Origin of the sequence: Enterobacter sp. A8 (genome assembly GCF_004296595.1) — a bacterium.
Taxonomy (GTDB): domain Bacteria; phylum Pseudomonadota; class Gammaproteobacteria; order Enterobacterales; family Enterobacteriaceae; genus Enterobacter; species Enterobacter cloacae.
In genome coordinates, this window is the sequence record NZ_SCMF01000001.1 from 281,844 (window position 1) to 308,190 (window position 26,347).

Below are 26,347 nucleotides of genomic sequence, written 5' to 3' on the forward strand. Positions count from 1 at the left end.
CGGTGTCGCGCTGCCCCCTAATTTTGTGCCACTCAGAGGTCAAGCATGAAAAAAACGCCATTACTCCGCTCTCTTGTACTGTCGCTGGCAATGCTGGTTAGTCTCCCCACGTTCGCCGCTGTGAAAAAAGAGTTCAACGTCTGCTGGACCATCTACGCCGGGTGGATGCCCTGGGGCACCATCAGCAGTAGCAAAATCATCGATAAATGGGCCAGCAAATACGGCATCAAAATCAACGTTGTGCAGCTCAACGACTATATCGAATCCATCAACCAGTACACCGCAGGGCAGTTTGACGGCTGCACCATGACCAATATGGATGCGCTGACCATACCGGCCGCAGGCGGGGTAGACACCACGGCGCTGATCCTCGGTAGCTACTCGGAAGGCAACGACGGAGTAGTGATGAAAGGTAAGGGCAAAACCCTGAAAGATCTGAAAGGGATGAAGGTCTACCTGCCTGAGCTCTCCGTGTCCCACTATCTGCTGGTGCGCGGTCTGGAAAAAGCCGGGCTCGCGGAGAAAGACGTCACCGTGGTGAATACCTCGGACGCAGATATCGTCTCTGCGTTCGGGACCGCCAGTGTGCAGGCTGCGGTGGCGTGGAACCCGCAGCTTTCCGTCATCAAAGGCACGCCAAACACCACCGAAGTGTTCAGCTCCTCGCAGGTACCGGGTGAGCTTATCGACATGATGGTGGTCAACACCGAGACCCTGAAAGACAACCCGGCGCTGGGCAAAGCGCTCACCGGCGCCTGGTACGAGATGATGGGGCTGATGAAAGCGCAGGATGCCGGCGCGCTGAATGCGATGGCCGCCGCCTCCGGGACCGATCTCGCCGGGTATCAGGCGCAGCTCAAAACCACCCATCTGTTCTATACCCCGCAGGACAACATGGCGTTTGTCACGTCACCGGATCTGGCGAAAACCATGCAGCGCGTGGCGTCGTTCTCTTTCGACAAAGGGCTGCTGGGCGAGGGCGCGCAGAGCGCCGATTTTATCGGTATGCGCTTCCCGGGCAATGTCACGGTGGGCGATGCCAGCAACGTGAAACTGCGCTTTGACGACAGCTTCGTGAAAATGGCCGCTGCCGGCACGCTGTGATAACGGACGGAGTCTCCATGCGACAAATTAATCGCCATCCCACACCCGGCATGCGGCTGATGCTCGTGATGCTGCCTTTTGTCCTGTTGCTGGCCGCCTACTTTTTTGGCTCGGCGGTCAGGCTGGAGGCCAACCCGCAGGACAAGCTGCTGCCCGGCCTGCAGCAAATGCTGGACGCGCTATCCCGGATGGCGTTGACCCCGGATAAACGCAGCGGTGAATACCTGTTCTGGGTCGATACCCTGGTGAGCCTCGCGCGTCTGCTGGCGGGGCTGGCGATCGCCTCACTGATCGGCCTGTGCATTGGCGTTACCTCGGGCGTGTTTCCGCTGTGGCGTGCGTCGCTCTCGCCGCTGATGACGGTGCTGTCCATGATCCCGCCGCTGGCAATACTCCCGGTGCTGTTTATCGTTTTCGGGCTGGATGAGCTGTCGAAGGTGATGCTGATTGTCATCGGCATCACCCCGATGCTGGCGCGCGATCTGGAGCACCGCGCCTGTGAAATCCCACCGGAGATCCTCATCAAAGCCCAGACGCTGGGGGCCAGTAGCTGGACGCTGGTGCTGCGCGTGGTGCTTCCGCAATTACTCTCCAGGCTGCTGACCTCGCTGCGTCTGCTGCTCGGGTCGGCATGGCTGTTTCTTATCTCGGCGGAGGCTATCTCCTCTACCGCCGGGCTGGGATACCGCATTTTCCTCGTACGGCGCTACATGGCGATGGATGTGATTATCCCGTACGTCCTGTGGATCACCCTGCTGGCGTGGCTGATGGATCTCGCCCTGCGGCAGCTGCATAAAACCTGTTTTCCCTGGGCGGAAGGAGGGAAGGCATGAGCTTTATCACCATCAACAATATCTGGCAGGAGTACGGCGACCATGTGGTGCTGGAACGCCTGAATCTGCAGGTAAAAGAGGGCGAGTTCTGCTCAATGGTGGGGGCGTCCGGCTGCGGAAAATCCACCTTCCTGCGCCTGCTGCTTGGTCAGGAAGCGCCCAGCCGGGGAGTGATCACCCTCGATGGCAAACCGCTGCGCGCCGAGCCGGACAGCAGCCGCGGTGTGGTGTTTCAGCGCTACTCCGTTTTCCCGCACCTCAGCGTGCTGGATAACGTCGCCATCGGTCTTGAACTGCCGCAATCGCCGCTGTTCGGGCGGCTGTTTGGGGCCAAAAAGCGCGCCGTGCGTGAACGGTCGGCGGAGATGCTGGAAAAAGTCGGCCTCGGGCACGCGCTGGATAAATATCCCGACCAGCTCTCTGGCGGCATGCAGCAGCGCCTGGCCATTGCTCAGGCATTCATCATGCAGCCGCGCGTGCTGCTGCTCGATGAGCCGTTTGGTGCGCTGGATCCGGGGATCAGAAAAGACATGCACGCCCTGTTGCTGCAGCTGTGGGGCGAAACCCGCATGACCGTCTTTATGGTCACCCACGATCTGTCTGAAGGCTTCAACCTCGGCACCCGGCTACTGGTGTTCGACAAAGTGCGCCTCGACCCGCAGGCACCGAATGCCTACGGCGCGCGCATTACCTACGACATTCCGCTCAACGAGACGCGGCTCTCCGCCCTGAGCGGAACCACGCCCGACAACGTTTATGCCTTAAGGGGGTAACAGTGAATACCATGACGATTTTACGTGAAGAGACGCTTCCCGGCGGGGGACACCTCTCGTTTGTCCTGAAGCGCGGGCAGATCCTGCGCATGACAGATACGCAAGGCAGTGCCAACGTCAGCCTGCTGATGCTCAACCCGCACGAGAAAAGCGAGCGGCTGAACCTGCCCGACACGCTGAAAGGCCAGCACACCGCGCGCCTCACCGCCGGACACTGCTTTTACTCCGACATGGGCCGCGTACTGGCGGGCATTACCGCCGACACCTGCGGCTGGCACGACCCGTTTGGCGGAGTGCTGAATGCCGCCGAAGTGGCGGAAAAATACGGTCAGGGGCGTTACCAGGAACTGCGCAACGGTTTCTACCGTAACGGTACGGACAACCTGCTGGTGGAGATGGGCAAGTGGGATCTCAACCTGGAAGATCTGCTGATGGTGGTTAATTTCTTCAGCAAGGTCACCGTGGAGGACAACGGCCAGTTCCGCTTCCACAGCGGACATTCGCAGCCGGGCAGCTACGTTGAGCTGTTCGCGCCGATGGACACGCTGATTGTCATGACCGCGCTACCGCACCCGATGGATCCCTCCCGGGAGTACGCCCCGCGCCCGGTACAGCTGAGCTGGCGGCAGGCGGAGGATGAAGAGGGGGCGATTAACGCCCTCCTGACGCGCCCGGAAAACGAACGCGCCATCACTAACACTCAACGTTTCGCCCTGTAAGGAGCCGTGTATGACCGTTGCCAGCGAAAAACATCCCCAGCATGCCAGCTTCCGCCACGTTATTCCGGCGGGGGAACCGTATCTGTTTGAAGTGAAGAAAGGCCAGACGCTACGCCTGCTCGACCTGGAGGGCAACCAGGCGGTGGACACCCTGTTTTACAATGCGGACAACCCGCGTGAGCGCTACGACGCACAGCGCACGCTGCGCCGCCAGAACAACGCTTATCTCACCCACGGCAGCGTGCTGTACTCCAACCTCGGTAACCCGCTGCTGACCATCGTGGCAGATACCTGCGGGCGTCACGATACCCTCGGCGGCGCCTGCGCGCAGGAGAGCAACACCGTGCGCTATGCTCTCGACAAACGCCATATGCACAGCTGCCGGGATAACTTTCTCTGCGCCTGCCTGCACGATGGCCGCCTGCAAAAGCGCGATATTGCCGCCAATATTAACTTCTTCATGAACGTGCCGGTGACTCCGCAGGGCGGGCTGACCTTTGAGGACGGTATCTCCGCGCCGGGGAAATATGTCGAGCTGCGCGCCGAGTGCAACGTCATCGTGCTGATCTCCAACTGTCCGCAGCTTAACAACCCGTGCAACGGCTGGAATCCAACGCCAGCAGAGGTGCTGGTATGGAACTGACACCCACCCGCTGGCAGCGCCTGCGCCAGGCCATTTATCGCCTGTTTGCAGTCCGCGCCGGACGCATTCTGCCGTAACCGCTTTTTCCCCATGGACGACCATGGGTGAGCCGATTTTCGGCGGGACGACCCGCCACGATTGAGTCTGACCTATGTTGACGACACTCCTGATTGCAAACCGCGGGGCGATTGCCTGCCGCATTCTGCGCACCCTGCGCGCCATGAACATCCGCGGCGTGGCGGTCTACTCCGAAGCCGATCTCAGCAGCCTGCATATCCGGGAAGCGGATGAGGCGCTGAGCCTGGGCGAGGGCCCGGCGGCGAACACCTATCTGGTGAGCGAAAAGATCATCGCGGCCGCCAGAGCCAGCGGTGCGCAGGCCATTCATCCTGGCTACGGTTTTCTGTCGGAAAACGCCGCATTTGCCGAAGCCTGCGAAGCCGCAGGCATTGCGTTTGTCGGCCCCACGCCGGAACAATTGCGCCTGTTTGGCCTGAAACATACTGCCCGTGCGCTGGCGAAAGCGCACGGCGTGCCGATGCTCGAAGGCACCGGGCTGCTGGCTAACGTCGATGAGGCCGTTCACGCTGCGGCGGTAGTGGGCTACCCGGTAATACTGAAAAGCACCGCGGGCGGCGGCGGGATCGGCATGCGCGTCTGTTACCACGCGGAAGAGCTGCGCGACGCCTTCGATGCCGTGGTGCGCCTGGGCAAGAATAACTTTAGCGACGCGGGCGTGTTTATCGAAAAATACATTGAGCGGGCGCGTCACCTGGAAGTCCAGCTGTTTGGTGACGGCAAAGGCGAGGTGATTGCCCTCGGCGTGCGCGACTGCTCGGTACAGCGGCGTAACCAGAAGGTGCTGGAAGAGACGCCCGCGCCTAACCTGCCGGACGGTATGGAGACAGCGCTGTGCGAGGCGGCGATAAAACTCGGCCAGGCGGTCAACTACCGCAGCGCGGGTACCGTGGAGTTTGTCTACGACAGCGACACGGCCCGCTTTTACTTCCTTGAAGTGAACACCCGTCTGCAGGTAGAGCACGGCGTCACCGAGCAGGTGTGGGGTGTTGACCTGGTTCGCTGGATGATTGACCTGGCGGCCGGAACGCTGCCGCCGCTGGCGGAGCTGCGTACCAGCCTGCAACCACAAGGACACGCCATTCAGGCGCGGGTCTACGCCGAAGATCCGGGCCGTCAGTTCCAGCCGTCGCCAGGGCTACTCACCGAAGTGGTGTTCCCGGAAAACGACCGTCGCACATTGCGCATCGACAGCTGGGTGGAGTCCGGCTGCGACGTACCGCCGTTTTTTGACCCGATGCTGGCAAAAATCATCGCCTGGCAGCCCACGCGCGAGGCGGCGATCCGCGTCCTGCACACCGCGCTGGGAGAGACGCGTCTCTACGGCGTGGAAACCAACCGCAGCTATTTGCAGCAGATTTTAACCTTCCCGCCGTTCGCCCACGGCGAGCCGTGGACCCGCTGTTTAGAGACGCTGGACTATCAGGCCTTCACGCTGGAGGTGCTCAGCGCCGGGACGCAAACCACGGTGCAGGATTATCCGGGGCGGACGGGCTACTGGGCCGTCGGGGTGCCGCCCTCCGGGCCGATGGACAGCCTGGCGCTGCGTCTCGGCAACCGTCTGCTGGGCAATGAGGAGGGGGCCGCCGCGCTGGAGATCACCCTCAGCGGCCCGACGCTGAAATTCAACTGCGACGCGCAGCTGGCGGTGACCGGCGCAGCCATCGCGCTGACGCTGGACGGCGTGCCGCTGGCAAACAACCGCGTTTTCCGCGTCCGGGCGGGAAGCACGCTGCGTATGGGCGATATTCAGGGTGACGGCGTGCGCAGCTATCTCTGCCTGCGCGGCGGGTTTGAGGTACCGGATTATCTGGGCAGCAAAAGCACCTTCACCCTCGGGCAGTTTGGCGGTCACGCCGGACGGGCACTGCGCACAGGTGACGTGCTGCATCTGTCCCCATTGACCGAACCTGTCGCGGACGGGGAGCTGCCGCAGGCCCTGCGCACCAGCCTGGATGGGGTGCGTGAGCTGCGGGTGATTTACGGTCCGCATGGTGCGCCGGAGTATTTTACGCCGGGCTATATGGCGACCTTTTTTGCCACCGAGTGGGAGGTACATTTTAACTCCAGCCGCACGGGCGTGCGTCTGATCGGCCCGAAACCGGAATGGGTACGCGACAGCGGCGGCGAAGCGGGGCTGCACCCGTCGAACATCCACGACAACCCGTACGCCATTGGCGCGGTGGATTTCACCGGCGATATGCCGGTGATCCTCGGCCCCGACGGCCCAAGCCTGGGGGGATTTGTCTGCCCGGTCACCGTCATTGAGGCGGATTTACACGCGGTTGGCCAGCTGAAAGCGGGCGATAAAGTGCGCTTTATGCCGGTGGACGTTTCCACCGCCCGACGGCTGGCGCAGGGGCAGGCAGCGCAAATCGCCAGCCTGACGCCGCAGGTCATGCCGTGGCAACCTGTCGGGCTGAGTTCGCCGGTGGTGCTGGAGGTGGGGGAGGACGATAAACGGCTGGTGGCGAGGTTATCCGGCGATACCCATCTGCTGCTGGAGATAGGCGACCCCGAACTGGATCTGGTGTTGCGTTTTCGCGCCCACGCGCTGATGCAGGCGCTGGAAACGCGCGCGCTGACGGGGATTATCGACCTCACGCCGGGGATCCGCTCGCTTCAGGTTCACTATCAGCCGGAAACGCTGAGTCTGGAAGCGCTGCTGGAGACGGTGGCCGGGCTGTGGCAGGACGTATGCGGGCAGGCGTCGCTGGACGTGCCGTCGCGCGTGGTCTGGCTGCCGCTCTCCTGGGACGATCCCGCGTGCCAGAAGGCCATCGATAAATACATGACCACCGTGCGCCGGGATGCGTCATGGTGTCCGAGCAACCTGGAGTTTATCCGTCGTATCAACGATCTGGCGAATATCGATGAGGTCTATAAAACGGTGTTCGACGCTCGCTATCTGGTAATGGGGCTGGGAGATGTCTACCTGGGCGCGCCGGTCGCGACACCGCTCGATCCACGCCATCGTCTGGTAACCACCAAATACAACCCGGCACGCACCTGGACGGCGGAAAACTCGGTGGGTATTGGCGGGGCCTACCTTTGCGTCTACGGCATGGAGGGGCCGGGCGGGTATCAGTTTGTCGGACGCACGCTGCAGATGTGGAATCGCTATCACGCCGTGGAGGATTTTGACGGCAAGCCCTGGCTACTGCGCTTCTTCGACCAGATCCGCTTTTATCCGGTCTCTGCCGAAGAGTTGCTCACCATCCGCCGGGATTTCCCGCTGGGGCGTTATCCGCTGCGCATCGAACACACCACGCTGAAGCTGGCGGAGTATCAGCAATTCCTGGCCGACGAGGCGCCGGAGATTGAGGCGTTCCGCGCGCATCAGCAGGCCGCGTTTGACGCCGAGCGTGAGCGCTGGGCCGCCAACGGTCAGGCCCATTTTGACAGCAGCGAGGTGCTGGTAACGGATGGCGAAGACGCGCCGCTGGCACCCGGACAGGCCGGGATTGACAGCCCGGTGTCAGGCAACCTGTGGCAGGTAAACGTTGAAGTCGGCAACACCGTGCGCGAAGGCGATGTGCTGGTGGTTCTGGAGTCCATGAAGATGGAGATCCCGCTGGTCGCAACCCAGGGCGGGGTGGTCAGCCAGGTGCGCGTGCAGCCGGGTTCATCGGTGCGCGCGGGTCAGTGTGTGGTGGTCCTGGAGAAAACAGCATGAAGCACCTTTTTGATTTACGCCTTGATGTTCTGGCGCAGGCATACCGTTCCGGTCAGCTCCGTCCTCGCGCGGTTATCCTTGCCCTGCGCGAGCGCGCGCTGGCGCTGAACCCGGAATTTAACGCCTTTATTTATCTTCTCAAGCCCGACGAGCTGGAGCCGTATCTGGCCGCGCTGGACGGCGTGGATCCGGCGTCGTTGCCGCTCTATGGCGTGCCGTTTGCCATTAAAGACAATATCGATCTGGCGGGTATTGAGACCACCGCCGCCTGTCCGGCCTTTGCGTACCGGGCAGAGCAGGATGCGACGATAGTGTCGCAGCTGATCGCGCTGGGGGCGGTCCCGCTGGGGAAAACCAATCTCGACCAGTTCGCGACCGGCTTAAACGGCACGCGCTCACCATTTGGTGAGTGTCGCAACAGTGTGCATCCGGAGTATCCGTCCGGTGGCTCAAGCGCGGGCTCGTCGCTGGCTGTGGCGCTGGGGCTGGCGAGCTTTGCCCTGGGCACCGATACCGCCGGGAGCGGGCGCGTTCCGGCCTCTCTCAATAATCTGGTCGGGCTGAAGGCGACCAAAGGGCTGATCTCGACAGCGGGCGTGGTGCCCGCCTGCCGCACGCTGGACTGCGTAACGTTCTTCACCAGCACGGCAGCGGAGGCCAGCCAACTGCTGGCGCTGACGGCGACGAAAGACGCGCGTGATGACTACAGCCGTGTTAACCCGTCCTGGAACGGAGCGCAGGCATTTGGCGTACCGGCAGCCGGTTTTCGCTTTGGCGTGCCGGACACGCTGGAGTTTCTCGGCTGCGCAGAGAGCGAGGCGCTGTATCACACCGCAAAGGAGAGGCTGATCGCCCTTGGCGGCGTGCCGGTGACCATCGACTTTTCGCCGTTCCTGGCGGCAGCAAAACTGCTCTATGACGGCCCGTGGGTGGCCGAGCGCTACCACGTGGCGGGCGCGTTGATTGAGCAACAGCCGGACGCGGTGCTGCCGGTGATCCGCAATGTACTGCAAAAAGCGCCTGCCATGAGTGCGGTAGCGGCGTTTGAAGCGCAGTACCAGCTTCAGGCCTATAAAAGCGAGTGCGATGCCATACTGGCGGGGCTTGAGTGCGTGTTAACCCCCACTTATCCGCGCCCGGTGAGTCTGGCCGAGCTGGCGGAGGAACCGGTCAAACGCAACTCTGAGCTTGGGCTTTACACCAACTTTATGAACCTGCTTGATTATGCTGCCGTGGCGGTCCCGGCAGGGTTTATGGCCAACGGCTTGCCTTCCGGCATAACGCTGTTTGGCCGCGCGTTTACCGACCAGTATCTGCTCAGCCTGGCCGATGCGTTACAACGTCACCAAATGTTAACCCTGCCCGGCGGGCGCGAGATGCAAGGGGATGCACCTGTTTCGACCGCCACCGATGACCGGATGTATCTGGTGGTGTGCGGCGCGCACCTGGACGGGCTGGCGCTGAATCATCAACTGCGCCAGCGCGGGGCGACGTATGTAGAAGCCACCACCAGCGCCCCGCATTATCGGCTCTTTGCCCTGGCAGACGGCAAACGGCCAGGCATGGTGCGGGCAACAGAACAGGGTTCCGCAATAGCCGTAGAGGTGTGGGCGCTACCGCACAGCGAAGTGGGATCGTTTCTGGCCGGGATCCCCGCACCGCTGGGGCTGGGAAAAGTCGAACTTCAGGACGGGCGCTGGCTGACCGGGTTTATCTGCGAGGAGGCAGGATTAGAGGGAGCACAGGAGATTACGCGATTCGGTGGCTGGCGAGCCTGGCTTGCTCATCATGCGTGAGCAAGCCGGCGCGGTTAACGGTAGAGCGGTTTTTCTGCGACCGGGATCAGTAAGGTAGATTGCCAGTCCGCAAGCGTCAGCTGCGCGAGTTTTCCCAGTGCGCTATAGAACGGGTGCCCGGCGTTTTCAACAAACACGGAGAGAAAACGGGTGCTCCACGGCAGCAGGTGCCACGCCAGAAGCTGGTCGCGTTCCGTCTCGCGTCCGTTCTCAGTGAGCCACGCGGCCAGCAGCAGCAACGTACCAAAATGATCTTCCGGTTCGTTCTGCTGCATCTCAAAGGCAATCTGGTTTTCCCGCATCCACTGACGCAGGGCGAGGGTTGAATCCCCAAACAGCACGGATTCACGATCCAGCCATACGGAACCCCACGGCGGTGCGGGCAGCGCATAGGGGCCAATAAACAGCCGTTGCCAGGCGTCAGTGACGGGCTCATCGGCAGATACCGTAAAGGTGTCGGCGATGGGCTGCAGCGCCGCCTGCGGCAGCGGCCAGTCCGTAACCCAGTCGCCAGCGGTCAGGGCGTTGACCAGCGGCGCAACGTGCTCGCTGTCGGGTGAATAATAAAACAGTGCGCCCAGTACCCGGGCGCTGAACGCGAACGCTTCACGCTGTGAGACATCTATCATTACAACCTTCCTTGCTCGCGCGGGCGAACCCGCGCGCCTGTGTTAACCGGCAATTGCCATACCTACCGTCATGTGCAGACCATAGAACAGACCGCGGCCGATCAGTTCACCCACGACAACCAGCGCCAGGCCTGCAAAGAGCGCAAGGGTTTTCGGCTCCTGGCGCCGGATGAGCGGGCACAGCCAGCAGCCTAATCCGGCGGCGACCAGTATGATACGGCCAACTTGCCATGCGCCATAGTCCGGCAGCAGGGCGCTGGCCTGTTGTACGGAGCTGTGTAGCGTCGCCAGTTCGTTACTCTGCAGCACAATCACCGCCACGCTCAGCAGCAGCGCCAGTACGCTCACCGATGCGGCACACGTGCCTCTGAAGGCGGTGCCAGCAGCGCGAAGCAGCAGGGCGGCAAACAGCGGGCCGCCCAGCGCCATCGTCAGGAAAAAGGCCAGCGTGGTGTAGCCGGTGTACCAGGTCGGAACCGTATCGATCTGATACACGCGGGTCATGGCCCAGACAAACACAATCCCCAGGATCTGGCTCACCACCATCCATACTTTACCCAATGCGGGCGGCATTTTACCGATAACCGACACCAGCCACCAGAAGCCACCGACGGCAAAGAAGACCGAGCCTGCCGCGATCTCGTTGCTGAGCGCCGACGCGCCAACACGGTTCAGGGAGTTAAACGCCCTGAGCGGGGAGCCCAGGTGCATCACCGATGCGATAAAGCCAACGCCCATGACCAGCCATAAAAAGAACATGCTGCGCACGATGCGGGCTTTGACCGCCTCGTCACTCTCCCTCATCCATGCCAGACCGCTGACGAGCAACGCCCCGGCCACGCACTGCCCAAAAACGGTGAAGATCACCAGCGGCCATTCATGCCATCCACTTCCCATCTCACACCTCCTTCGGGTTTGCCAGATAGCCGGAGGTATCTCCCGTCGGGCGGCTGTTGGCGTTAGGTTTAATCACAATGCTTGGCTTCGTGAAGTGCGCGGACGGCAGCGGCGCGACGGCCGCAAGCTGGCTGTGTTTTTTACGCAGCTCGTCAATCGGGCCGAAGTCCAGCGCGCGCAGCGGACAGGACTCCACGCAAATCGGCTTTTTGCCCTCTGCGACGCGGTCATGGCAGCCGTCGCACTTGGTCATGTGGCCTTTGGCGGCGTTGTACTGCGGCGCACCGTACGGACAGGCCATATGGCAGTAGCGGCAGCCGATGCAGACATCCTCATTCACCACCACAAACCCGTCGTCACGCTTGTGCATCGCCCCGCTCGGGCACACTTTGGTGCAGGCAGGGTCTTCACAGTGGTTACAGGCAATCGACAGGTAATAGGCAAAGACATTCTGATGCCAGACGCCGTTATCCTCCTGCCAGTCGCCGCCCGCGTATTCGTAGATCCGGCGGAAGCTGACGTCCGGGGTCAGGTCTTTGTAATCCTTGCAGGCCAGCTCGCAGGTTTTGCACCCGGTGCAACGGCTGGAGTCAATAAAAAATCCATACTGGGTTGTCATCGGTTACTCCTTACGCCTTCTCGATCTGCACCAGATTGGTGTGCTGCGGGTTGCCTTTCGCCAGCGGTGACGGGCGATGGGTGGTCAACGTGTTGATGCATGAGCCGTGGTCGATCCGATCGCCGTTCATGTTGGCGTCGTGCCAGGCCCCCTGGCCCATCGCGCTGACGCCGGGCATGATGCGCGGGGTGACTTTTGCGGCAATGCGCACTTCACCGCGGTCGTTAAACACGCGCACCATATCGCCGTTTTGAATACCGCGTTGTGCCGCATCAACCGGATTGAGCCACACCTCCTGACGACAGGCAGCTTTCAGCACGTCCACGTTGCCGTAGCTGGAGTGGGTGCGCGCCTTGAAGTGGAAGCCAAACAGCTGCAGCGGGTATGTTTTACGTTCCGGGGCATCCCAGCCGTCAAACGTTGAGGCGTACACCGGCAGTGGGCTGATGGTTTCATCTTTTTCCAGCTCCCAGGTGGCGGCAATCTCTGCCAGCTTGCTGGAGTAGATTTCAATCTTGCCTGACGGGGTTTTGAGCGGATGGGCATCCGGATCATCGCGGAATTTTTTATACGCCACGAAGTGTCCGTTGGGATCTTTGCGCTTATAAATGCCCATTTTTTTCAGTTCGTCATAGGACGGAAGCTGCGGATCTTTCGCCAGCATTTTGGCGTACAAATACTGCAGCCACTGCGACTGTGTCCGGCCTTCGGTGAATTTCTGATGGATATCCGGCCCGAGGCGTTTCGCCACTTCGCTCATGATCCAGTAGATGGGCTTACGCTCAAACTTCGGCGCGGTGACGGGCTGCAGGAAAATCAGATAGCCCATATTGCCCGCATAATCGTTCGGGATGATGTCTTCCTGCTCGACGGTCATGAGGTCCGGCAGCAGGATGTCGGCGTATTTCGCCGAAGAGGTCATAAAGTTGTCGATCACTACGATGGTTTCGCACTTGCTTTCGTCCTGCAGAATATCGTGGGTTTTGTTGATGTCGGAGTGCTGGTTGATGATGGTATTACCGGCATAGTTCCAGATGGACTCCACTGTCAGACGGATGGATGGACTTGAAGTAGTTGACTCACTGCTACTTAAGGTCCTGATATGAATGACATTAATCATGATAACACTGTATATCCATCCAGTTCTTTCTCTGGGTCTCCCTATCTGTATAACCACCAGTCAACACCTGAGGCTGACATAAGGCTGACACAAATCAAGGACCTAGCAGTACCACAGTTAGTCCGTAGAGCCAATGGTCGATATACTATCCGCTTCAGACTCAAGGGGCAGACCACACCGTTTCTTTCAGTCTCAACCCGCAGCACAGACAGGAGAGTAGCCACAATGCGTCAGAGAGAGCTCGCAGCCACAGCTAAGGCATTCATGTTAGACAAGCCTGAAGTCTCGCTACAGGAGCTTACAGCGCATCTACGGTCTATGGCTGAGCAGTTCCTGACAGACGCTAGTGACGATTACTGGAATGGTCTGGAGGTCGCTACTCTGGTCGACGAGAAGTCCAACCTGAAGGAGTTAGCCGCTACGCAAGCCTTGAGTCTGGACCAGCAGAAGGGCATAAGGTTAGCGCTTGAAGTCCTGACCGCAGCACAGCAGAGGGTAGACACTGGTGATACCTCTGGTCTGATTAAGCTGATTGATGATGGAGGTGATAATAACCACACTGATTACTCAACTATAGGCGACTCTACGCGAATTCTGAGGAATGAGCAGGGGGATAGACCAGAAGTATTGACGAGAGAGCGCCAACCTGTTACTCGTTCCAGAGTCACGAGTGAGGTCTACATCGCTGGTGGTCAACCTGCTATCTGTAGTTTTTCTGAGCTTGTGTCCTCACTGCTGGCTGAGAAGGTCCAGACCCTGAAGACATCCAGCTACAAGGACCTGTCGTCCTCACTGAATACCGTCTCCCGGTTCCTGACCGCTAGAGAATCTAGCTCTGAAGGTATGGACCTGATGTCCCGCTCTGAGTGGCTGGCTGTCAGAGACTCCATGCTGGCGGCTGAGGTGAGACCATCGACGATTAACAAGTTGCTGACCAAGGCTAAGATGTGTCTTGATTATGGTCTGATGAATGGACATCTTGAGGGCCGCAACCCTATCGAACGAATGAAGTTGACCAAGGATGTTGACTCCAAGCGCAGAGCGTTCACAGACGAGGAGATGGGGAGACTTCTCGGAAGAGTAGAGTCTGAGTATCAGTTCACACGACACACTGCCCAGACGTCCTCTGAGGCTCGCAGGTGGGCATCTATGGTGTCTGTGATTACTGGCGCTCGGTCTGCTGAGGTCTGCCACCTTACCAAGGACGACATCATCACTCTCGACAATGGTCTGGTCTGTATCGACATCAACGAGAACGGCGAAGGGAAGTCTGTGAAGAACAAGCATTCAGTCCGACTGGTACCTCTGACAGATGGTGTCTACGGTTTCCACCTTGAGTCCTTCCTCTCATGGGTGGACGACCAGCCAGACGAAGGTCCTCTCTTTGGTATGACTCCAAGCGCATACTCAAGCTGGTTTAACTCAAGGGTCATCACAGAGGCTCTGCCAGACGCTCAGGACGTCTCCTTGCATAGTCTGAGACATTGGCTGGCCACTCGAATGAAAGAGCGTGGAGTCAATCTGGTGGACGCTCAGGGCATCTTAGGTCACAGCAGTCAGTCAATCACCTATGACCTGTACGGGAAAGGACACGCTGTTCAGAGACTGGCAGATGCACTGGCTGTGAGCTTGCGAGCAGCTAACGAGGTTGGGCTTCTTTAAGTAGGGAGACCCAAGGTGGAGACCATGATTGTTCCAGATGGTTGAACCTTGGGTTACTGAAGTCAGGACTGGAGTTATGGAGGGTGATAATAATCATAATCCCTCCTGACTATAGGCCACTGGTTCGCCTTTGGCTGTCCGACTCTAAGTCTGTCTGGTGTCTTTATTTAAACTGCGTCCTAAACTCCAGTCCCTCCAGCTTGGTGTCTTTATTTAAACTGCGTCCTAAACTCCAGTCCATAAACACTGGTCATCCATCCAGTCTAACCACGTCCGCTTATAGGGATATGAATTAACCCTCACTTTAGGAAGCTACGAGTCCTTCCTCCCTCTATCCAATCATCCACCTTATTCACCAAGGAGGCCCATCCATGGCTATTACAATTCAATGCTACTCAGAGTCCGACAATGCGGCCTTCTTCGGTGGAGACCTCGACCATGGGCAGCTACCAGAGCCAACCTATGATGAACCTAAGGCCCGTACAGGTAAGCCACCCGTGGTCATCGACAATCGGGCTGTGAGGCTGTGGCTGATTGAAACAGGATGTCTATCCTATTCACAGCTTGCTGAGGCATACCCATGGGCAGACGATGTGTTTACAGGACTGTCACGTCCTTCAGGTCTCTCTAACAGCGGGGGACTTCCGGTCTCCAAGGCCTACCTGTTCGCTGCCTTATATGGCACCAATGATATCTTCTCCCGCAATACTGACATCTCCTACACGGCAATCACGGGTCGCTCTCCGTCTCCTCGCTTCATTCGACACGTTAACTCGGTCCTTCAGGCTACCTCTGTGAGTCTGGCTAAGGTCCTTCAGGGTCGAGAAGACTTTGAGATGTGGGACACTAACAAGGACGAGATGCTGGCTGTAAGTGCTTGAGACTTAAGGTTCTTAGCCGCAGCAGGTATAGGGATATGAATTAACCCTCACTATAGGAAGAGCAGCCTCCGCCTCTAGGTCTGATGCGTCAGAACATGCGGACCGCTGGTCAACCAACATTAAGTCCTCTCCTGAATTAATTAAGGTCCGTGACCGCCTCTGTCAGACCTCCTGTATGACCTCCAGCTCGTTAGCGTTCTTCAGTCATCTGTTAGTAGCTCGCCTACTCACTGCTCATTGGCTTAAGTCTATCACCGCTCACCATCTGGTAGTCCTTACAGCTCGCCTGACATGCGGTCTCACCTTCATACGTACATGTAGAGACACCCGGTCACTCCAGACCAGCCTGTTAGGGAAGACCCATAGTTTATTATTATTTTCATATGAAAATTAATATTAGACTTCAGTCAGACACGATGTCCAAACTTCAGTCTGACTATGGGTTCAACATCGTGTCGACCTACGAAAGTTTCGTAATATGGTCGAAGAACTTAACGTCCTTAAAACTGAGGGCGTTGGCTGTGGACTGAGCAGTCATATCTGGACGACGAACGGAAAACTTTTCCGACCGTTCTAATTACACCTACAGGCGTGGTCGTCTCTGGATTGGTAGACTCAAAGAGGAAACTTTCCTTTATTAACAAACCATGGTCATCGCAGACCATCAAATCACAATTACCTCAAGTCATTCTGTTTGCATCCTGCTGCCTGTGAGTCTCCCTATCGTTGGGGGCTTGAGTAGGCTCTCAGGGTGCGACTTCAGGGTGCAAACAAAAGGAGTACAACGATATGCCAAACCTTAACGCTAACCACATCATCTACATCGACGGTCAACCATTCAAAGCGAATGAGGACGGGATGTGGAACCTGACCGAAATCTGGAAGACCCTGAAGCTGGCTCCTAAGAAACTTCCATCTAAATGGGACAACAAGGAGGCCAAGTCTCTCCGCTCTTGCGCCGAAATTTCGGTTCAAGGGAAGGGCAACCAGTCAAAGGTCTACGGCTCCAAGTTTGCGACCCTTCAATACGCTGGCTGGGTGTCTTTTGAATTTAGCCGCATGGTCTACGCTGCCTTTGAAGCTGTTCTGGCAATGCCTGAAGTCCAGACCGTTGTCGTTAACAAGATGGTTGAGTTGGGCTATCACGCCGAAGCTGAGCTACTGGAGAGACACTCAAACGCTGACCGAGACTACGCCCATCACCAGATGTCTACCCTGTTCAGTAAAGCGGACGGACGCAAGCCTGAGCGCCTGTATAAGGCTGTCAAAACTGGTCACCTGACCAAGGACAAGGCCTTGAGTCTACTCCCTGCTGGCAGCGTCTGGGCCGCACGAGTGGAGGGACTCTAAGTCATGGCTATGATTGACCCGCGCACACCTATTGGCAGAGCGACCCTCCGTTACCGTGGTCTTCCTACACGTCACCTCCTGTCTCTGCTGAGACTTGGAGTCAATGACTCAGAGCGTCCCTTCTACAGTCGTGACGAGCTGATAGCCATGCTGGTGGACCGTGACCTGAACAATCAGTTACGTCGAGCCTTTGCGAAACTGGACGCCAATACCCAACCCTAATTTTAAACCTTTTGAGAATGACCGATGCGGGGAGACCGTAGGCATAGCTGTGTCTGCGAGACCGATAATTCTCACCTTCTCAAGAGGAGTACCAACCTATGCTATTCAACAACAATGACTGGAAACTGTCAGTCACAGACATCAATCCCTATGAAAACACGGTGTCCTTAGACGGTCAGTCCTATCCGTTGTCACTCGCTATCAAGACCCTCATTCCGGGCTACCTGTCCGGCCTGCCGTCTACCAGCCGCGAGGCAATGGAGTTACTGGAAGCTCTGGCTGAAGCTGGTGTGACCATTGGTAACTTCTTCAGTAATGACCTGATGACCGCCTACCAGCGCCGACAGATGAATAAGCGTGCTGAGGCTGAGCGTATCGCCAAAGAGCAGCGACTTCAGGCTGAGCGTATGCGTGAAGAGAACATGACTGATGCAGAGTGGCAGAAAGAGCTACAGCGCCGCGAACAAGTCAAAGCTGAACGCCGGACCTATGGTGAGAACCTCCGCAGTGCTACTCATTCCGCTGGTCGCTCCCGTGCTGCTATGGTCGCTGACATTGAGTCCAGCGGAAACTGGATGGACAGCTTGTAAGAACTAAGACACACACACACAGTCCCTGACATCAAGTTGGGGACCCCAAGATTTCATTAAGGAGATTGATTATTATGACTATGACTAAAGACAGCTATCAGTTCGGCATTGAGCCTGTTCGTATCACCGACACCGACAACATTCAGGTCAATGAAGGTCTGCCAACCAACGCTGACCCACAGGTCTATGCCCTTGAGCTGGCTAAGCTGGTCAAGACCATGCTGAACGGTGTGCTGAAGTCCGCTCAGGAGAACATCCCGTTCCCTGTAGAGGTCCTGCCGACCCGTAACAGCTTACCAACTCCAATCATTGCTCACACTCTGGCTGACCGCTCTGTGCTGGTCCCTGTCCGTGGTGGTAAGCGACCTGAAGTCGTTACCGTTCCGTCCGGTCAGGAGATTGTGGTCGAACCGATTGAACAGGCTATTCTCATCTCTGAGCAGACTAAACTGTGGGACGCTAAGTCCTCTACTGGTTTCACTCAGGGGACGCTCCAGCAGGACGCTCTTAACATTTGCGAGAATGTGGTCCGTACCATTAACTCTAAGATGGTTGACGTTCTGGAGTCCTCTAAGCTGCTGAAGACAGTAGAGCTTCCGGTCCTGACTGGTAGCCTGACCGCTAAGGCAGACACTATCATGGACGCGCTGTATGAGAACACCGAGTCTTCTTTCGGTTCTGAGGTTACTGATTACGGTATCATCGCCCATGAGTCACACCTCAAGGCTCTCTCCCGTCTGGCTGCTAAGCAGGGCTTTGGTGGTGAGGACGCTATCGTCGATATGCTGGGGACAGACATCGCCTATTACAACGGTGAAGACCGTGGCGTCTTCATGATGGCTAAGCGCTTCACGGCTCTGAGCTTCGGTTGCTTCCGTCATGATGGTGAGAATATTACTGTGGTCCTGTCTCGTGATGGCGACTCTCAGTCCCATGACCTTGAGATTCTCGGTAAGGTATTCGTGGTCGCTGAGGCTGCTACGACAATCAAGATGGGTACTGGTAGCGCCGCTGCTGTCCTGCCTGTAGTCAAACGCCTGAGCTTTACTAAGACCGAAGCGTAAGACCAATGGGTAAGAGCATCAGCAAGGGATTCAGGTCCATCGCTAAGAGTCTAACAGCCAGTGGTGGTATACAGGTCGGGGCTTCGGTCCCGCCTCCTGTGGTGCCTCCTCCTGCTGCCCTGCCTGAGGACCAACCCGTTGTCGATACCCAAGGTCAGGAGACCGAGGGAGGTAAGACCATGAGCAGAGGTAAGGCAGGTCTGAATATCAGCAGGACTTCAGGTGGTGGCTTGTCACTTTGATTAACTAACTAACTATGGTCTGGACCAATGGTCTGGACCTGTTATTACTGTGATAATATAACATAACAGATAAGGAGGGCTTTATGCCTATGACTTCCGCAGACCTGAAGTCTCTCCTGACTCTGGTCTATAAACTCGTATTCCTCTCTGTAGGCCTCTACATGGTCCTGACTGGTCGTCTCAATGCTGAGGTATTCGACACTCTGTCTAAGGCCGTAGGTGGACTCCTAGGCTCTTAGATTAGATTAGATTGTTGGTAGGGACTTAGGGGTAGGGACTTAGGGTCGATGAGTTTTGACTGAAAAATGTGAGACCCTATCTAATACAATGAGCCTGACGATTTACCCCGTAGCCTGACCCTGAGTCATTACCAAGGCCACCGGGGGTCCTGACAAAGAGGCCACCACTAGACGTCCAGACGTCCAGTCCCTGCCACAAAGATGACACAAAGCCTGACACAAAGTCCTTGACTCAATGCAGGACCTCGGGCCTACTAAGGGTCGCTCGTGACTCTACGAGTAACCGCTTCAAGTCCTTGTAGTTCCAGATGAACTTGATCGGCACATCCAGCTTATCCTTGCCGCGCACGCCGTCGCGCAGGGCGGTCATTTCCGGGCCGCGGGCGATGGCATCTGTCCAGCTAAAGCAGGAGATCTGCGTTTTTACCGGGTTTTCCGGCAGCGGCATCCGTTCGATGGTGATGGTATAGGTCGATTCGCGCGCGCCGCTGTTACCGCCGTTGATACCCACGTTGCCGGTTAAGATCGGCAGCATGGCGATGGCGCGCGACGTCAGTTCACCGTTGGCCTGGCGCTGCGGTCCCCAGCCCTGGCAGATATAGGCGGGTTTTGCCGAGCCAATCTCGCGCGCCAGCTTGACGATGCGATCCGCCGGAATACCGGTGATGCGCGAAGCCCACTCCGGGGTTTTTGGCGTATTATCGTCGCCCTGGCCGAGAATATACGCTTTGTAGTGCCCATTAGCAGGCGCGCCTTCCGGCAGCGTTTTTTCGTCATAGCCAACGCAGTATTTATCGAGGAACGGCTGGTCAACCAGATTTTCGTTGATTAATACCCATGCAAGTCCGGCTACCAGCGCGGCATCGGTACCCGGGCGAATCGGGATCCATTCATCTTCACGTCCGGCAGCGGTGTCGGTATAACGCGGGTCGATGACGATCATCCGCGCATTTGAGCGTTCACGCGCCTGTTCGAGGTAGTAGGTGATCCCGCCGCCGCTCATACGCGTTTCCGCCGGATTATTGCCGAACATCACCACCAGTTTAGTGTTTTCAATGTCGGAGGTGCTGTTGCCATCATTGCTGCCGTAGGTGTACGGCATCGCGCAGGAAATTTGCGCGGTACTGTAGGTGCCATAGTGGCTCAGGAAGCCGCCGTAACAGTTCATCAGGCGCGCCACCAGCGAGGCGTAAGGGGAAGAGCGGGTGATATTGCCGCCGACAATGCCGGAGGAGTAGCTAATGTACACCGCTTCGTTGCCGTATTTTTCCACTACATTTTTCAGGCTGCGGGTCAGGGTATCCAGCGCTTCATCCCAGGAGATGCGCTCAAATTTACCTTCACCGCGTTTGCCCACGCGCTTCATCGGGTAGTTAAGGCGGTCAGGGTGATTAATGCGACGGCGGATGGAGCGTCCGCGAAGACAGGCGCGCACCTGATGATTGCCGTAGATATCCTCCCCGGTATTATCCGTTTCCACCCAGTAAACTTCGTCGTCACGGACATGCAGGCGCAGCGCGCAGCGGCTGCCGCAGTTGACCGAGCAGGCTCCCCAGACCACTTTATCTTCAGCAGGCTGTACGGCGTTTTGCACTGCAGCAGCAGCGCTTTTCAATCCAAACGGCAACGAAATACCACCGGCGGCAAGCGCCAGAGAACCTATCGCGGTGGACTTAACGAGTGTTCGGCGGCTGATTCCACCGTGATGTTCGACATCGGACATGACTCACCCCATCATTTTAATTGACTATTATTTTCGCCCGTGATTACAACCGGGCTAATGATGGGGTGAGTGTTACTTATTTGGAGGTATTAAATATTAATCCTCATCAATTCAAGGGGGATTGGTGCAAGGAAAGTGGTTAAAAATCACTGCGGTTCGCCTTGCGGACTCTCCTGCGCGCCAGCAGCAGCGCCGCTGCCTGTGCGAGTGTACAAAATTTTGAAGGTATCATTGGCACAATGCCCAACAACCTGCGCATCCGGACGATCGGCCTGATCGTTGGGTACGATGTTCAGCGTAAAGCCAGATTCCGGCACGCCGTTGTTGATGATTTTCTGCTGAATGTCGCTTTTTACACGTTCGCAGGAATCCGGTGCCGCCAGCGCGGCGGTAGAGGCACTCATTAACAGCAGGGCGGTAATCCAGGGTAACCGTTTCATCTGTAGCTCCTTTTCTCTGTGTGTAGATTAATGTTAGCAGAGTTTATGTAAGTATTTGTTTTTGGCTGCACATTCTGAATTTTCTTATAATTTGTTTAAATTTATGGCTTCATGCCGATGGAAGAAAATAATATTCGTGCGACAAAAAAAGGCGGCATTATCACCGCCCAATAATTATATTTCCTTTTTTAAAGCCCACAGATATATCAACAGGGCGTTAAAGAAAAACGAGAGAATAAACAGTATTAGCGTATAGTTTTCATTCCACGTCAGTTCAGTAACAAAACCAAAATGACTTGTGTAGAAATGGTAAAGTTCAATGTCTGGAAGGAAATAGCACAACGCGGAATATATGACAAACAACATCATGGTTTCGACTATCCAGGTGAATGCTCTTTTTTTTGCGCTCATTAATATACCTGTATTGTACCAAGGGCTTTTAATTCAGATGTGATCATCATCGCTCCCGAAGCTAACAAAGCATGCATTAAGATTGTGTAGTGCGCATGGTTTGGCAATGTAATGCATCCGTTACTGATCCCAGACTGCCCAGCGGGGTGCAAGCGGAAAGAACCACGCTCTACGTTATCAATAAATGTAATGTCATCAATATGTTCATCGGCACGATAAAGAGCAAACCAAAAGTCACGGTTGGAACCACTTTCAAGCTCTTTGATGGTGTCTTTCCAGCGTGCTTTTAATCCCCCTCGCGGCCGGGTAACGATGTAATACAACCCCGGTGGTAATGGACCGACTTTCGGAATCGCAACTGCGTCGGGATTATTTCTGTTCGGACCAGCATTTCCGGAATATGCAGGAAAAAATCCCAGACCTGGACAACTTAATGTTGACAATTGTCCTCCATTTAAATGAAAAGTGCATCGAATCATCTGTCTTTCCACTCATCTGAGAAAATAATGTTACCGTCACAGTGTCTCCATGTTATTTTTTCATAACGCAATGAGATACTTTCGAGATGATTATGCTTTTCAGTAGCCGGGTTTTTTATGTCATGCATAAGAGGGCATATTGCGACAACTTTGACGTTTTCCAGTAACATGTTGAAGTATTCGACTTCCTGGCCAGCGTCGTTAATCTTGTACCATTTGAACTCCGCACTTTTAAACGTCTGCCCCTTTGCTACGGCTTTATAGAGGTAAGGGCTTGAGCTGTCGAATTCCTTCTCAAAAACCAGAGCGCTATGCACGCGCGTGCCTGTTATCTTTCCCGTTAAGCTGTCGGTGGGTAGATGCAGGCCATGTCCGAAGCCTAAAATTTCGATACTTCCTTCACGATCCTGTACATCAACAGCGCCCTTAATATCTGCTCCGCCATCGTCCTTTAGCCAAAGGTATGCAGGAATTGCCATTTTGAAACCCCATTCTCGTTGTTAAAAAGAAGGGTCAGTTAATATCCTGAATTACAGTTGTAGTAGGCGAAAAATGTTATTGAAATTACATATATTTCAGGAGGTTATACATTTCTGACGTGCTATTGGAATTTGCTATAAGTCACATCACCGTCTGGTGTGAAACGAAGAAAAACGAATCACTATTCGTTAACTCTCTGTATTTGCTAATATGATTGGGAATAATCTCCCTGAATCGGTAAATGATGTGAAGAAATACGCAGCGATAACGCTACTGGCCGCGACACTGGTGGGGTGCGACAACAATTCCGCGCCGCTGTCGTTCACGCCTGAGATGGCGAGTTTTTCGAATGAGTTTGATTTTGACCCGCTGCGCGGCCCGGTCAAAGACTTTACCCAGACGCTGTTTAACGACAAGGGCGAGGTCTCCAAACGGGTGACCGGGACGATGTCGACAGAAGGGTGCTTTGATACGCTTGAGCTGCACGATCTTGAAGCGAATACCGGCGTCGCGCTGGTGCTGGATGCCAACTACTACATCGATGCAGAAACCCAGCAGCGAAAAGTGAAACTGCAGGGCAAATGCCAGCTGGCCGAGCTGCCGTCAGCCGGTGTGACGTGGGATACCGATGACAATGGATTTGTGGTCGCGGCGCACGGTAAAGATATGGAAGTGAAATATCGCTATGACGCGGACGGCTACCCGCTGGGTAAAACCACCGTTTCCGGGGATCAGCACTTATCCGTACAGTCGATACCCTCGAAGGATCTGCGCAAAAGAATGGATTACTCGGCCGTGAGTTTACTGAATGACAAACCGCTGGGGAATGTGAAGCAGAGCTGCGATTACGACCGGCACAATAACCCGGTGAGCTGCGACCTGACCATCACCGACGACAGCGTGAAACCCGCGGTTGAGCGCAAGTACAGCATAAAAAACACCATTGAATACTACTGAGAGTAAAGCCGCGCAGGTTACTGCGCGGTAGGTTTCAGCAGGCTGGCACCAGACGGTTTGTGTCCGGCCAGATGCTGGTGCTGGAAAATGCACATGCGAATGGTGTTACGGTATTCCCCGTTGATAAAGAACTCGTGGATTAGCTCGCCTTCCACCATAAAGCCCAGCTTACGGTAGATATGGATCGCTTTTTCGTTCTCTTTATCGACGATGAGATAGAGCTTATACAGATTCAGAACGTTGAATCCGTAGTCCATCGCCAGCTTCGCCGCCCGTGAGGCCAGGCCTTTACCCTGATGCTCCGGGGAGATAATGATCTGGAATTCCGCCCGGCGATGCACGTGGTTGATCTCCACCAGCTCAACCAGCCCGGCTTTTTCGCCTTCACACTCTACCACAAAGCGGCGTTCGCTTTGATCGTGAATGTGTTTATCGTACAGATCGGACAGCTCGACAAACGCCTCGTACGGCTCTTCAAACCAGTAGCGCATCACGCTGGCGTTGTTGTCGAGCTGGTGGACGAAGCGCAAATCTTCGCGCTCCAGCGGACGCAGTTTAACCTCAAGACCCGGCATTACGGTGCTACCGTACGACCCGTGCGACGATCCAGGCAGCGCAGGGTGTTTGGCTCCCAGTAGGCATTAACGTTCGCGCTTTGCTGACACTTATCACGTGCGTCAAAGGCGACATCTTCTTTGTCCCACTCTTTCTCAGCACGCTTGTTCACCTTCTGACGAAGGCTGCGGGTGTCATTCCATTGTTCTTTGTCCATTGCGGCATTCTGGCGGCTCTGCGCGCTATCGCCAGACTCAATAATGAGTTTGCTGGTTTCGGCGGTAGCCGTTGCAGCGAAGGCGAGCGTTGACAGCGCCAGTGCGGCGGTCAGACAAAGGCGTTTGCTTAATGTACTCATAGCGTTTCCTTTTTGAATCGGTGCAGATAATCACGTTACCCTGTTCAGATTCTACACCAAACAGAAATGACGGCATACCCGCGGCGCGGGTATGGAAAAGTAAACCGTATCATCAGGTATGATGGTTAAATAAATCCTCACCTGAAATGAAATATGATCAAAACAACGCTGTTATTTTTTGCCACCGCGCTCTGTGAAATTATCGGCTGCTTCCTTCCCTGGCTCTGGCTGAAGAAAGGGGCAACCGTGTTACTGCTGATCCCGGCGGGCATCGCGCTGGCGCTGTTTGTCTGGCTGTTAACGCTCCATCCGGCGGCCAGTGGTCGCGTCTATGCCGCCTACGGCGGGGTTTATGTCTGCACCGCGCTGCTATGGTTACGCGTGGTCGATGGGGTAAAACTCAGCGCCTACGATTGGGCCGGGGCCCTGATTGCCCTGTGCGGCATGCTGATCATCGTGGCGGGCTGGGGGCGCGCCTGAGCGCCCTGATTTTGTGATCGCTCGCGGATATTTTGATCATTATACTTGTATGGTAGTAGCTCAGTTGCGTAAATTTCCTGCATCACAACATGCGATGTAAGGAAAGGAATTATGAAGATTGTCGGGGCTGAAGTATTTGTCACCTGCCCGGGGCGTAACTTTGTCACCCTTAAAATTACGACCGATGAAGGCATCGTCGGTCTTGGCGATGCCACACTAAACGGACGCGAACTCTCCGTCGCCTCTTACCTGAAAGACCACCTCTGCCCGCAGCTGATTGGCCGCGATGCGCACCGCATCGAAGATATCTGGCAGTTTTTCTATAAAGGCGCGTACTGGCGTCGCGGCCCGGTCACCATGTCGGCAATCTCTGCCGTGGATATGGCGCTGTGGGATATCAAAGCCAAAGCCGCCAATATGCCGCTTTACCAGCTACTGGGGGGCGCTTCCCGTGAAGGGGTAATGGTCTACTGCCACACCACCGGGCATACCATTGACGACGTGCTGGAAGATTACGCCCGTCACAAAGAGATGGGCTTTAAGGCGATCCGCGTCCAGTGCGGCGTGCCGGGAATGAAAACCACCTACGGCATGTCCAAGGGGAAAGGGCTGGCGTATGAGCCTGCCACCAAAGGGGACTGGCCGGAAGAGCAGCTGTGGTCCACCGAGAAATACCTCGACTTCACGCCGAAGCTGTTCGACGCGGTGCGCAGTAAATTTGGCTTCAACGAACATCTGCTGCATGACATGCACCACCGCCTGACGCCAATTGAAGCGGCGCGTTTCGGTAAGAGCATCGAAGAATTCCGCATGTTCTGGATGGAAGATCCTACGCCTGCTGAAAACCAGGCGTGCTTCCGCCTGATCCGCCAGCACACCGTCACGCCGATTGCCGTGGGTGAAGTCTTTAACAGCATCTGGGATTGCAAACAGCTGATTGAAGAGCAGCTTATCGACTACATTCGCGCCACCATTACCCATGCTGGCGGGATCACCGGCATGCGTCGTATTGCAGACTTTGCCTCGCTCTACCAGGTGCGGACCGGGTCACACGGCCCGTCCGATCTGTCGCCGATTTGCCATGCTGCCGCGCTGCACTTCGACCTGTGGGTGCCGAACTTCGGCGTGCAGGAATATATGGGCTATTCCGAACAGATGCTTGAAGTCTTCCCGCACAACTGGCGCTTCGACAACGGCTATATGCACCCGGGCGACAAGCCGGGTCTGGGTATTGAGTTCGACGAAAAGCTGGCCGCGAAATACCCGTACGATCCGGCCTACCTGCCTGTGGCTCGTCTGGAAGACGGCACGCTGTGGAACTGGTAAA

General features: G+C 56.4%; 24 protein-coding genes and 2 pseudogenes. 16 read left to right on the top strand and 10 right to left on the bottom strand.

The features are described 5' to 3' along the window. Positions 1-45 precede the first annotated feature (45 nt). From EQV24_RS01415 to atzF, 7 genes are all read left to right on the top strand, one after another. Positions 46-1,104, top strand: coding sequence for a putative urea ABC transporter substrate-binding protein (locus EQV24_RS01415; protein WP_095453058.1), 1,059 nt, complete (start codon positions 46-48; stop codon positions 1,102-1,104). A 17-nt stretch (positions 1,105-1,121) separates the two neighbouring features. Next, complete coding sequence (locus EQV24_RS01420) at positions 1,122-1,937, top strand: ABC transporter permease subunit (protein ID WP_013096806.1); 816 nt, start codon at positions 1,122-1,124, stop codon at positions 1,935-1,937. Further along, positions 1,934-2,710 carry an ABC transporter ATP-binding protein gene (locus EQV24_RS01425; protein ID WP_130626048.1) on the top strand — a complete coding sequence of 259 codons (777 nt, stop codon included), beginning with the start codon at positions 1,934-1,936 and terminating at the stop codon, positions 2,708-2,710. The genes EQV24_RS01420 and EQV24_RS01425 overlap by 4 nt, the downstream gene beginning before the upstream one ends. Positions 2,711-2,721: 11 nt before the next feature. After that, entirely contained in the window at positions 2,722-3,429 is a 708-nt protein-coding gene (locus EQV24_RS01430; protein ID WP_044159424.1) for an urea amidolyase associated protein UAAP1, read from the top strand. Positions 3,430-3,439: 10 nt separating this feature from the next. After that, the gene (locus EQV24_RS01435; protein ID WP_013096803.1) at positions 3,440-4,072 is read left to right on the top strand and encodes an urea amidolyase associated protein UAAP2; all 633 of its coding nucleotides are present in this window, start codon (positions 3,440-3,442) and stop codon (positions 4,070-4,072) included. A gap of 151 nt (positions 4,073-4,223) precedes the next feature. Beyond that, complete coding sequence (gene uca, locus EQV24_RS01440) at positions 4,224-7,826, top strand: urea carboxylase (RefSeq protein WP_130626049.1); 3,603 nt, start codon at positions 4,224-4,226, stop codon at positions 7,824-7,826. Continuing rightward, a complete protein-coding gene (atzF, locus tag EQV24_RS01445; protein ID WP_130626050.1) occupies positions 7,823-9,622 on the top strand; it encodes an allophanate hydrolase in 1,800 nt (599 codons plus the stop codon). The genes uca and atzF overlap by 4 nt, the downstream gene beginning before the upstream one ends. Positions 9,623-9,636: 14 nt before the next feature. Here atzF and dmsD read toward each other — a convergent pair whose 3' ends face one another. The 4 genes and pseudogenes from dmsD to EQV24_RS01465 all read right to left on the bottom strand — a co-directional run. After that, a complete protein-coding gene (gene dmsD / locus EQV24_RS01450; protein WP_013096800.1) occupies positions 9,637-10,251 on the bottom strand; it encodes a Tat proofreading chaperone DmsD in 615 nt (204 codons plus the stop codon). Between the two features lie 42 nt (positions 10,252-10,293). Next, positions 10,294-11,148: a dimethyl sulfoxide reductase anchor subunit family protein gene (locus tag EQV24_RS01455; protein WP_013096799.1), complete on the bottom strand. Its 855-nt coding sequence runs from the start codon at positions 11,146-11,148 to the stop codon at positions 10,294-10,296. Position 11,149: 1 nt separating this feature from the next. Beyond that, positions 11,150-11,767 carry a DMSO/selenate family reductase complex B subunit gene (locus EQV24_RS01460; RefSeq protein ID WP_130626051.1) on the bottom strand — a complete coding sequence of 206 codons (618 nt, stop codon included), beginning with the start codon at positions 11,765-11,767 and terminating at the stop codon, positions 11,150-11,152. A gap of 10 nt (positions 11,768-11,777) precedes the next feature. After that, positions 11,778-12,812, bottom strand: a pseudogene (locus EQV24_RS01465) (molybdopterin dinucleotide binding domain-containing protein); the annotation flags it as partial. Between the two features lie 300 nt (positions 12,813-13,112). Here EQV24_RS01465 and EQV24_RS01470 point away from each other — a divergent pair. From EQV24_RS01470 to EQV24_RS01495, 6 genes are all read left to right on the top strand, one after another. After that, entirely contained in the window at positions 13,113-14,549 is a 1,437-nt protein-coding gene (locus tag EQV24_RS01470) for a site-specific integrase (RefSeq protein WP_130626053.1), read from the top strand. Positions 14,550-14,920: 371 nt separating this feature from the next. Then, on the top strand, positions 14,921-15,430 hold the full coding sequence (locus EQV24_RS01475) for a hypothetical protein (protein ID WP_130626054.1): 510 nt from the start codon (positions 14,921-14,923) through the stop codon (positions 15,428-15,430). A gap of 789 nt (positions 15,431-16,219) precedes the next feature. After that, positions 16,220-16,780 (top strand): hypothetical protein, encoded by a 561-nt coding sequence (locus EQV24_RS01480; RefSeq protein WP_130626055.1) that lies wholly within the window; start codon positions 16,220-16,222, stop codon positions 16,778-16,780. 3 nt (positions 16,781-16,783) lie between these two features. Then, entirely contained in the window at positions 16,784-17,002 is a 219-nt protein-coding gene (locus EQV24_RS23760) for a hypothetical protein (protein WP_130626056.1), read from the top strand. A gap of 98 nt (positions 17,003-17,100) precedes the next feature. Further along, positions 17,101-17,592: a hypothetical protein gene (locus tag EQV24_RS01490; RefSeq protein WP_130626057.1), complete on the top strand. Its 492-nt coding sequence runs from the start codon at positions 17,101-17,103 to the stop codon at positions 17,590-17,592. Between the two features lie 74 nt (positions 17,593-17,666). Beyond that, entirely contained in the window at positions 17,667-18,656 is a 990-nt protein-coding gene (locus tag EQV24_RS01495) for a hypothetical protein (RefSeq protein ID WP_130626058.1), read from the top strand. 779 nt (positions 18,657-19,435) lie between these two features. On the opposite strand, the pseudogene EQV24_RS01500 reads toward EQV24_RS01495, so the two are convergent. The 4 genes and pseudogenes from EQV24_RS01500 to EQV24_RS01515 all read right to left on the bottom strand — a co-directional run. Further along, positions 19,436-20,860 (bottom strand): annotated as a pseudogene (locus EQV24_RS01500) (molybdopterin-dependent oxidoreductase); the annotation flags it as partial. Between the two features lie 146 nt (positions 20,861-21,006). Next, positions 21,007-21,300 carry a DUF1161 domain-containing protein gene (locus EQV24_RS01505; RefSeq protein ID WP_013096796.1) on the bottom strand — a complete coding sequence of 98 codons (294 nt, stop codon included), beginning with the start codon at positions 21,298-21,300 and terminating at the stop codon, positions 21,007-21,009. A 410-nt stretch (positions 21,301-21,710) separates the two neighbouring features. After that, entirely contained in the window at positions 21,711-22,190 is a 480-nt protein-coding gene (locus EQV24_RS01510) for a DUF2778 domain-containing protein (RefSeq protein ID WP_071843268.1), read from the bottom strand. Further along, positions 22,187-22,669 carry an Hcp family type VI secretion system effector gene (locus EQV24_RS01515; protein ID WP_038419302.1) on the bottom strand — a complete coding sequence of 161 codons (483 nt, stop codon included), beginning with the start codon at positions 22,667-22,669 and terminating at the stop codon, positions 22,187-22,189. Before EQV24_RS01515 ends, EQV24_RS01510 begins: the two co-directional genes overlap by 4 nt. A gap of 247 nt (positions 22,670-22,916) precedes the next feature. Here EQV24_RS01515 and EQV24_RS01520 point away from each other — a divergent pair, with 247 nt between their 5' ends. After that, the gene (locus EQV24_RS01520; RefSeq protein WP_130626060.1) at positions 22,917-23,627 is read left to right on the top strand and encodes a YnfC family lipoprotein; all 711 of its coding nucleotides are present in this window, start codon (positions 22,917-22,919) and stop codon (positions 23,625-23,627) included. Between the two features lie 17 nt (positions 23,628-23,644). Here EQV24_RS01520 and speG read toward each other — a convergent pair whose 3' ends face one another. Further along, positions 23,645-24,202: a spermidine N1-acetyltransferase gene (gene speG / locus EQV24_RS01525; protein WP_013096794.1), complete on the bottom strand. Its 558-nt coding sequence runs from the start codon at positions 24,200-24,202 to the stop codon at positions 23,645-23,647. After that, complete coding sequence (locus tag EQV24_RS01530) at positions 24,202-24,540, bottom strand: DUF1283 family protein (RefSeq protein ID WP_013096793.1); 339 nt, start codon at positions 24,538-24,540, stop codon at positions 24,202-24,204. The genes speG and EQV24_RS01530 overlap by 1 nt, the downstream gene beginning before the upstream one ends. Positions 24,541-24,693: 153 nt before the next feature. Between EQV24_RS01530 and EQV24_RS01535 the strand changes: the two genes are divergently transcribed. Together EQV24_RS01535 and rspA are read left to right on the top strand one after the other, a co-directional pair. Continuing rightward, positions 24,694-25,020 (top strand): YnfA family protein, encoded by a 327-nt coding sequence (locus EQV24_RS01535; protein WP_029882821.1) that lies wholly within the window; start codon positions 24,694-24,696, stop codon positions 25,018-25,020. Positions 25,021-25,131: 111 nt separating this feature from the next. Beyond that, positions 25,132-26,346 (top strand): starvation-sensing protein RspA, encoded by a 1,215-nt coding sequence (rspA, locus tag EQV24_RS01540; RefSeq protein WP_013096791.1) that lies wholly within the window; start codon positions 25,132-25,134, stop codon positions 26,344-26,346. Position 26,347: the final 1 nt, after the last annotated feature.